This window comes from Geodermatophilus sp. SYSU D00879 (genome assembly GCF_054050375.1).
Map to the genome: position 1 here is coordinate 49,152 of NZ_JBJGZF010000022.1, position 6,769 is coordinate 55,920.

At 76.2% G+C, this 6,769-nt stretch carries 6 protein-coding genes; all 6 read right to left on the reverse strand.

The window, feature by feature from the left end:
• Positions 1–10 precede the first annotated feature (10 nt).
• Positions 11–493 (reverse strand): peptide deformylase, encoded by a 483-nt coding sequence (gene def / locus ACI79B_RS20975; protein WP_456927083.1) that lies wholly within the window; start codon positions 491–493, stop codon positions 11–13.
• Positions 490–1,626, reverse strand: coding sequence for a glutamate 5-kinase (proB, locus tag ACI79B_RS20980; protein WP_456927084.1), 1,137 nt, complete (start codon positions 1,624–1,626; stop codon positions 490–492). Before proB ends, def begins: the two co-directional genes overlap by 4 nt.
• Entirely contained in the window at positions 1,623–3,116 is a 1,494-nt protein-coding gene (obgE, locus tag ACI79B_RS20985) for a GTPase ObgE (RefSeq protein WP_456927085.1), read from the reverse strand. The genes proB and obgE overlap by 4 nt, the downstream gene beginning before the upstream one ends.
• A gap of 97 nt (positions 3,117–3,213) precedes the next feature.
• Entirely contained in the window at positions 3,214–3,471 is a 258-nt protein-coding gene (gene rpmA, locus ACI79B_RS20990) for a 50S ribosomal protein L27 (protein ID WP_387985394.1), read from the reverse strand.
• A gap of 7 nt (positions 3,472–3,478) precedes the next feature.
• Positions 3,479–3,790, reverse strand: a complete 312-nt coding sequence (gene rplU / locus ACI79B_RS20995) for a 50S ribosomal protein L21 (RefSeq protein ID WP_091113808.1) — start codon at positions 3,788–3,790, stop codon at positions 3,479–3,481.
• Between the two features lie 190 nt (positions 3,791–3,980).
• On the reverse strand, positions 3,981–6,769 hold a 2,789-nt coding region (locus ACI79B_RS21000), incomplete at its 5' end, for an Rne/Rng family ribonuclease (RefSeq protein ID WP_457000241.1).

The window sequence follows — 6,769 nt, forward strand, 5'->3', positions numbered from 1 at the left end:
TACGGCCCGGCTAGCGGTCGCGCAGCGCCCGCAGGGCGGCCTTGCGGGCCTCACCGGCGAGCCGGTCGAGGAACACCTTCCCGTCGAGGTGGTCCACCTCGTGCTGCAGGCAGCGGGCCATGAGCCCGGTGCCCGACAGCCGCAGCGGCTCCCCGTGCACGTCGAAGCCCTCGACGACGGCGGACATCGCCCGCACCGTGGGCGCCCAGAGCCCCGGGATGGACAGGCAGCCCTCGTCGCCGTCCTGGGTCTCCCCCGACAGCTCCACGACCCGCGGGTTGACCAGGTGGCCGATCTCGCCGTCGACGTTGTAGCTGAACACCCGGGCGCTCACCCCGATCTGCGGGGCGGCCAGCCCGGCGCGGCCGGGGTGGTCGACGGTCTCCTCGAGGTCGCGGACCAGGGCGGCCAGTTCCTTGTCGAAGGCCCGCACCTCGTCGGCGGGCGTGCGGAGCACGGGGTCACCGAGCTCGCGGATGGGGCGGATCGTCACCCGGGCAGTCTCGCAGCCGTCCGCGGCCGCCCGACCAGCACCATCTCGTCGCGGTGCACCACCTCGCGCCGGTACTCCGGGTCGAGGTCGGTGGTGCGTCGGCCGAGCAGCGCCGGCATCTCCCGCGCGTCGTAGGCGACCAGCCCGCGGGCGACGACGGTGCCGTCGGGCCCCACGAGCTCGACCGGGTCGTCGGCCAGGAAGTCGCCGTCGACGCCGGTGACCCCGGCGGCCAGCAGCGAGGCGTGCCGCTCGCGCACCGCGCGCACCGCGCCGTCGTCGAGCACCAGCCGCCCGCGCGGCCGGCTGGCGTAGCGCAGCCAGAACTGCCGGCCCGAGGGACGGCGGCCCGAGGGCTCGAACAGCGTGCCGACCCGCTCGCCGGCCAGCGCGGCCGCGGCCTGCGGCGTGGAGGTGACCACGACCGGCACGCCCGCGCCCGAGGCGATGAGCGCCGCCTCGACCTTGGTGGCCATGCCCCCGGTGCCGACGCCGTTGCGCCGGGCGGTGCCGAGGGTGACCGCGGCGAGGTCGCCGGGGCCGCGGACGCTGTCCAGCAGCTGCGCGGGGCCGGTGCGCGGGTCGCCGTCGTAGACGCCGTCGACGTCGGACAGCAGCACCAGCGCGTCGGCGGCGGCCACGTGGGCCACGAGGGCGGCGAGCCGGTCGTTGTCGCCGAAGCGGATCTCGTCGGTGGCGACGGTGTCGTTCTCGTTGACGATCGGGATCACGCCGAGGGTGAGCAGCCGCTCCAGCGTCTGCCGGGCGTTGCGGTAGTGCCCGCGGCGGGTGAGGTCGTCGGCGGTCAACAGCACCTGCCCGACGGTGACGCCGTGCCGGTCGAAGGCGTCGGCGTAGGTCTGCACCAGCCGCAGCTGGCCGACGCTGGCCGCCGCCTGCGCCGTCGCGAGGTCCCGCGGCCGGCCCTCGACGCCGAGCGGCGCCAGGCCCGCGGCGATCGCGCCGGAGGACACCAGCACCACCTCGCGGCCCTGCGCCCGCACGGCGGCGAGGACGTCGACCAGCGCGGTGAGCCGGTCGGCGTCCAGCCCGCCCGGCAGCGTGGTCAGCGACGAGGACCCGACCTTGACGACGACCCGGGGCGCGCCGGCGACCTGCGGGCGGGCGGTCACTCGTCCCCCTCGGGGCGGTCGCCGCCGGGCAGGTCGTCGTCGGTCCAGGTCTCGGTGAGCTCGTAGGGCACCCGGCGGGCCTTCTTCGCCGCCAGCCGCTCGGCCGCGCGCACGCGGTGCGGCGCGTCGATGCGGTTGTCGGTGCCGCGGCCGCCGAGACCCGCGGTCTCCTCGGCCAGCGGCGTGCCGGCGGGCAGGCTGGGCGCGAAGTCGAACGCGACGTCGCCGATGACGACGGTGTCGCCCTCCTGCGCGCCGAGCTTCACGAGCTCGTCCTCGACGCCGAGCCGGTTGAGCCGGTCGGCGAGGTAGCCGACCGCCTCGTCGTTGGTGAAGTCGGTCTGCCGCACCCAGCGCTCGGGCTTCACGCCGCGGACGACGTAGGCCTCGTCCTCGGCGTCGAAGGCGACGGTGAACCCGGAGTCGTCGACGGCGCGCGGCGTCAGGGTGATGCGGACCGGCTCGGGCGCCGGCAGCGACGCGCGGTACTGCTCGACGGCGGCGCCCAGCGCGTAGCCGAGCTCGGCCAGCCCCTCCCCCGTCGCGGCGCTGACCGGGAACACCCGCAGCCCGCGCTCCTCCAGCGCCGGGCGGACGAGGTCGACCAGCTCGCGGCCGTCCGGCACGTCGATCTTGTTGAGGACGGCGAACCGCAGCCGGCCCACCAGGTCCAGCTCCTCGCCGCCGTACTCGGCCAGCTCGGCGGTGAGGGCGTCGATGTCGCTCTCCGGGTCGCGGCCCGGCTCGAGCGTGGCCATGTCGACGACGTGCACCAGCACCGCGCACCGCTCGACGTGCCGCAGGAACTGCAGGCCCAGCCCCTTGCCGGCGGCCGCGCCGGGGATCAGCCCGGGGACGTCGGCCATCGTGAACACGACGTCCCCGGCGCGGACGACGCCGAGGTTGGGCACCAGCGTGGTGAACGGGTAGTCGGCGATCTTGGGCCGGGCCGCGGACATCGCCGCGATCAGCGAGGACTTGCCCGCCGAGGGGAACCCGACCAGCCCGACGTCGGCGACGCTCTTGAGCTCGAGGACGGCGTCGAAGCCCTCCCCCGGCTCCCCGAGCAGCGCGAAGCCGGGGGCCTTGCGCCGGGGGTTGGCCAGCGCGGCGTTGCCCAGCCCGCCCCTGCCGCCGTGCGCGAGCACGACGCGGGTGCCGGCACCCATGAGGTCGGCCACCACCTCGCCGCCGACGCTGACGACGGTGCCCTCGGGGACGCGCAGCACCCGGTCCTCGCCGCGCGCGCCGTGCCGGTGGCTGCCGGCGCCGGGCCGGCCGTTGCCGGCCTTCTGGTGCGGGCGGTGGTGGAAGTCGAGGAGGGTGTGGACCTGGGGGTCCACCTCGAGGACGACGTCCCCGCCGTCCCCTCCGTTGCCGCCGTCGGGGCCACCGAGGGGCTTGTACTTCTCGCGGTGCACGGACGCGACGCCGTGACCGCCGTTGCCCGCGGCGACGTGCACGACGACGCGGTCGACGAACGCGGCCATCTCTGCTCTACCTGCTCACTGCTCGCTCAACGACGACGAGCGCACGGGCCGGCCGGCCCGTGCGCTCGTCGCGTGCTGTCTCTCGAACCCGACGGGTTCAGGCCTCGACCGTGGTGATCGAGACGGTCTTGCGGCCCCGGCTGGTGCCGAAGGTGACCGCACCGGGGGTCAGCGCGAACAGCGTGTCGTCGCCGCCGCGGCCGACGCCCAGGCCCGGGTGGAAGTGGGTGCCGCGCTGGCGCACGATGATCTCGCCGGCCTTGACGACCTGGCCGCCGAAGCGCTTGACGCCGAGGCGCTGGGCGTTCGAGTCGCGGCCGTTGCGGGAGGACGAGGCGCCCTTCTTGTGTGCCATGTCGTCGTCAGCCCTTCGTGATGTCGCGGACGACCACGTCGGTCAGCGGCTGACGGTGGCCCTGACGCTTGTGGTAGCCCGTCTTGTTCTTGAACTTGTGGATGCGGATCTTCGGGCCCTTGCCGTGGCCGACGATCTCGCCGGTCACAGTCACGCCGGCCAGCGCCTGCGCGTCACTGGTGACGGTCTCGCCGTCGACCAGGAGCAGGGCCGGGAGGGTGACGGTGTCGCCCGCCTCACCCACGAGACGGTTGACCGTGAACCGGTCGCCCACGGCCACCTTGTGCTGCCGGCCCCCGGCCTTCACGACTGCGTACACCACTGAACTCCTCGATCGCTGCTGTCTGTCCCGCGCTGCGTCCTGGTCGCACCCCGGCGCGGGCGCCGGGTGCTGGACGGGCCGCTCCGCCTGCGCGGGACCGGGCAACCCGGTCCGGGGCGGTGCAACTCGACCAGCGTACCCGAGCGGCCGGGACCGGGTCGAACACGGCCCCGGACGCTCGGGAGGCTCAGCTGGCCGGCGGTCCGGCCGGGCGGCTGGCGGCCCGGCGGCGGCGCGGGCGCGCCCCGCCCACCACGGCACCGGTGCCGTCGTCGGCCACCGGCGGCTGGGCCTCGGCCGCGGGGCTCTCCCCGGCCGGGGCCGGGCCGCCGGGCGCCTGCGGGTCCGCGGCCGGGGCCGGGTCGTCGGGGCCGGCGCCCGCGGGGACCGCCTCCTCCTCGGCGGCGCCCTGCGGCTCCGCGGAAGCAGCGTCCGCCGGGACGGCGGCGTCGGTGACCAGCAGGGCGGGGTCGGCCTGCGGGGCCTCCCCCGCCTCCTCCGGCTCCGCGATCCCGGGCTCGGCGGTCCCGGGCTCGCCGGCCTCGGGCTCGACGGTCTCGGGCCGGGCCGTCTCCTCCGGCTCGGTCACCTCGGCGCCCGGGACCTCGGCGCCGACGGTGGCCGTGACCTCGACCTCGGGGGCCTCCTCCACGACGGCCTCCCCGGAGGCCCCGGCGTCGGCGGTCCCAGCGTCGGACGGGTCGTCGGCGGAGGCGGCGGCGAGCACCGCGGCGTCCTCGGCGGCGCGCTCCTCGCCGGCCTGGCCGCGGTTGCGCCGTCCCCGGTTGCGCCGCCCGCCGCCGGACCGCTGGCCCTCGCCGTTCTCGGCGGCGTCGGGCCCGGTCTCGGGCGCCGTGGCCTCCGCCTCGGTCCGCTCGGTCTCCTTGCGCTCGGCGTCCTTGCGGTCGGCGTCCTTGCGCTCGGTCTCCTTGCGCTCGGTCTCCTTGCGCTCGGTGCGCTCGGCGTCCTTGCGGCCGCCCTGGTCGCGCCGGCCGCCGTTGCCGGAGCCCGGGCCGTGCCCGCCGGAGCCGTTGCCGCCGCGACGGCGGTCGTCGACCGGATCGGTGTGCACGAGGACGCCACGGCCGCGGCAGTGCTCGCACGGCTCGGAGAACACCTCGAGCAGGCCCTGGCCCACCCGCTTGCGCGTCATCTGCACCAGGCCCAGCGAGGTCACCTCGGCGACCTGGTGCTTGGTGCGGTCGCGGCCCAGGCACTCGGTCAGCCGCCGCAGCACCAGGTCGCGGTTGCTCTCCAGCACCATGTCGATGAAGTCGATGACGATGATGCCGCCGACGTCGCGCAGCCGGAGCTGGCGGACGATCTCCTCGGCCGCCTCCATGTTGTTGCGCGTGACGGTCTGCTCGAGGTTGCCGCCGGACCCGGTGAACTTGCCGGTGTTGACGTCGATGACCGTCATCGCCTCGGTGCGGTCGATGACCAGCGAGCCGCCGGAGGGCAGCCACACCTTGCGGTCCAGCGCCTTGGCCAGCTGCTCGTCGATGCGCAGGTCGCGGAAGACGTCGCCCTCGCCGGTGTGCCTGGTCAGCCGCCCGGTGAGCTCCGGGGAGACGTGCGCGACGTAGGCCTCGACGGTGTCCCACGCGTCGTCGCCCTGGACGACGAGCTCGCTGAAGTCCTCGTTGAAGACGTCGCGGATGACCCGGATGGCGAGGTCGGGCTCGCCGTAGAGCAGCGTCGGGGCGTTGTTCGAGGACTCCGACTTCTGCTTGATGACCTCCCACTGCGCCTGCAGCCGGGCGACGTCGCGGGTGAGCTCCTCCTCCGAGGCGCCCTCCGCGGCGGTCCGGATGATCACGCCGGCGTCGTCGGGGACGATCTTCTTGAGGACGTCCTTGAGGCGCTGCCGCTCGGTGTCGGGCAGCTTGCGGCTGATGCCGGTCATCGACCCGCCGGGCACGTAGACCAGGAACCGGCCGGGCAGGTTGACCTGCTGGGTCAGCCGGGCGCCCTTGTGGCCGATCGGGTCCTTGGTGACCTGCACCAGCACCTTGTCGCCGGACTTGAGCGCCTGCTCGATCGAGCGCTGCTTGCCGCTGAGCCCGGCGGCGTCCCAGTTGACCTCGCCGGCGTACAGGACGGCGTTGCGGCCCTTGCCGATGTCGACGAACGCCGCCTCCATGCTGGGCAGCACGTTCTGCACCCGGCCGAGGTAGACGTTCCCGGCGAACGACGTCGCCTGCGCCTGGGTGACGTAGTGCTCGACCAGCACGCCGTCCTCGAGGACGGCGATCTGGGTGCGCTCGCCGCGCTGGCGGATCACCATCCGGCGCTCCACCGCCTCGCGGCGGGCGAGGAACTCGGCCTCGGTGAGGATCGGCGCGCGGCGGCGGCCGCTGTCCCGGCCCTCGCGGCGGCGCTGGCGCTTGGCCTCCAGCCGGGTGGAGCCGGTGACCCCGCGGACGTCGTCGTCGCTGGTGCTGCGGCCGTTGCGGCCGGCGCGCTCGGGGCGGTCGTCGTCGTCCTCGGCCGCGGACGCCTCGCCGTCCCCGCCGCGGCGGCGGCGCCGGCGGCGCCGCCGCGTGGTCGACGTGCCCTCGGCGCCCTCGCCCTCGTCGCCCTCGGCGTCCTCGTCGGCCTCCGCCTCGGCGTCGGTGTCCTCGTCCTCGGCGTCCTCGTCGTCGGAGGCGCGCTCGGGAGCGTCCTCGTCGGCGTCGGCCTCCGCCGAGTCGTCCCCGTTGCGGCCCCGGCCGCGGCCGCGGCGGCCCCGGCGGCGGCGCCGGCTGCCACCGGCGGTCTCGTCGCGGTCGGCGTCCTCGCGGTCGGCCTCGTCGCGGTCGGCCTCGTCGGCCGCGTCCTCGTCGGTGTCCTCGGCGGTCTCGACGACGGCACGCTCGTCGGCGGGCTGCTCCTCGGCGGGGGGGGGGGGGGGGGGGGGGGGGGGGGGGGGGGGGGGGGGGGGGGGGGGGGGGGGGGGGGGGGGGGGGGGGGGGGGGGGGGGGGGGGCGGGGGGGG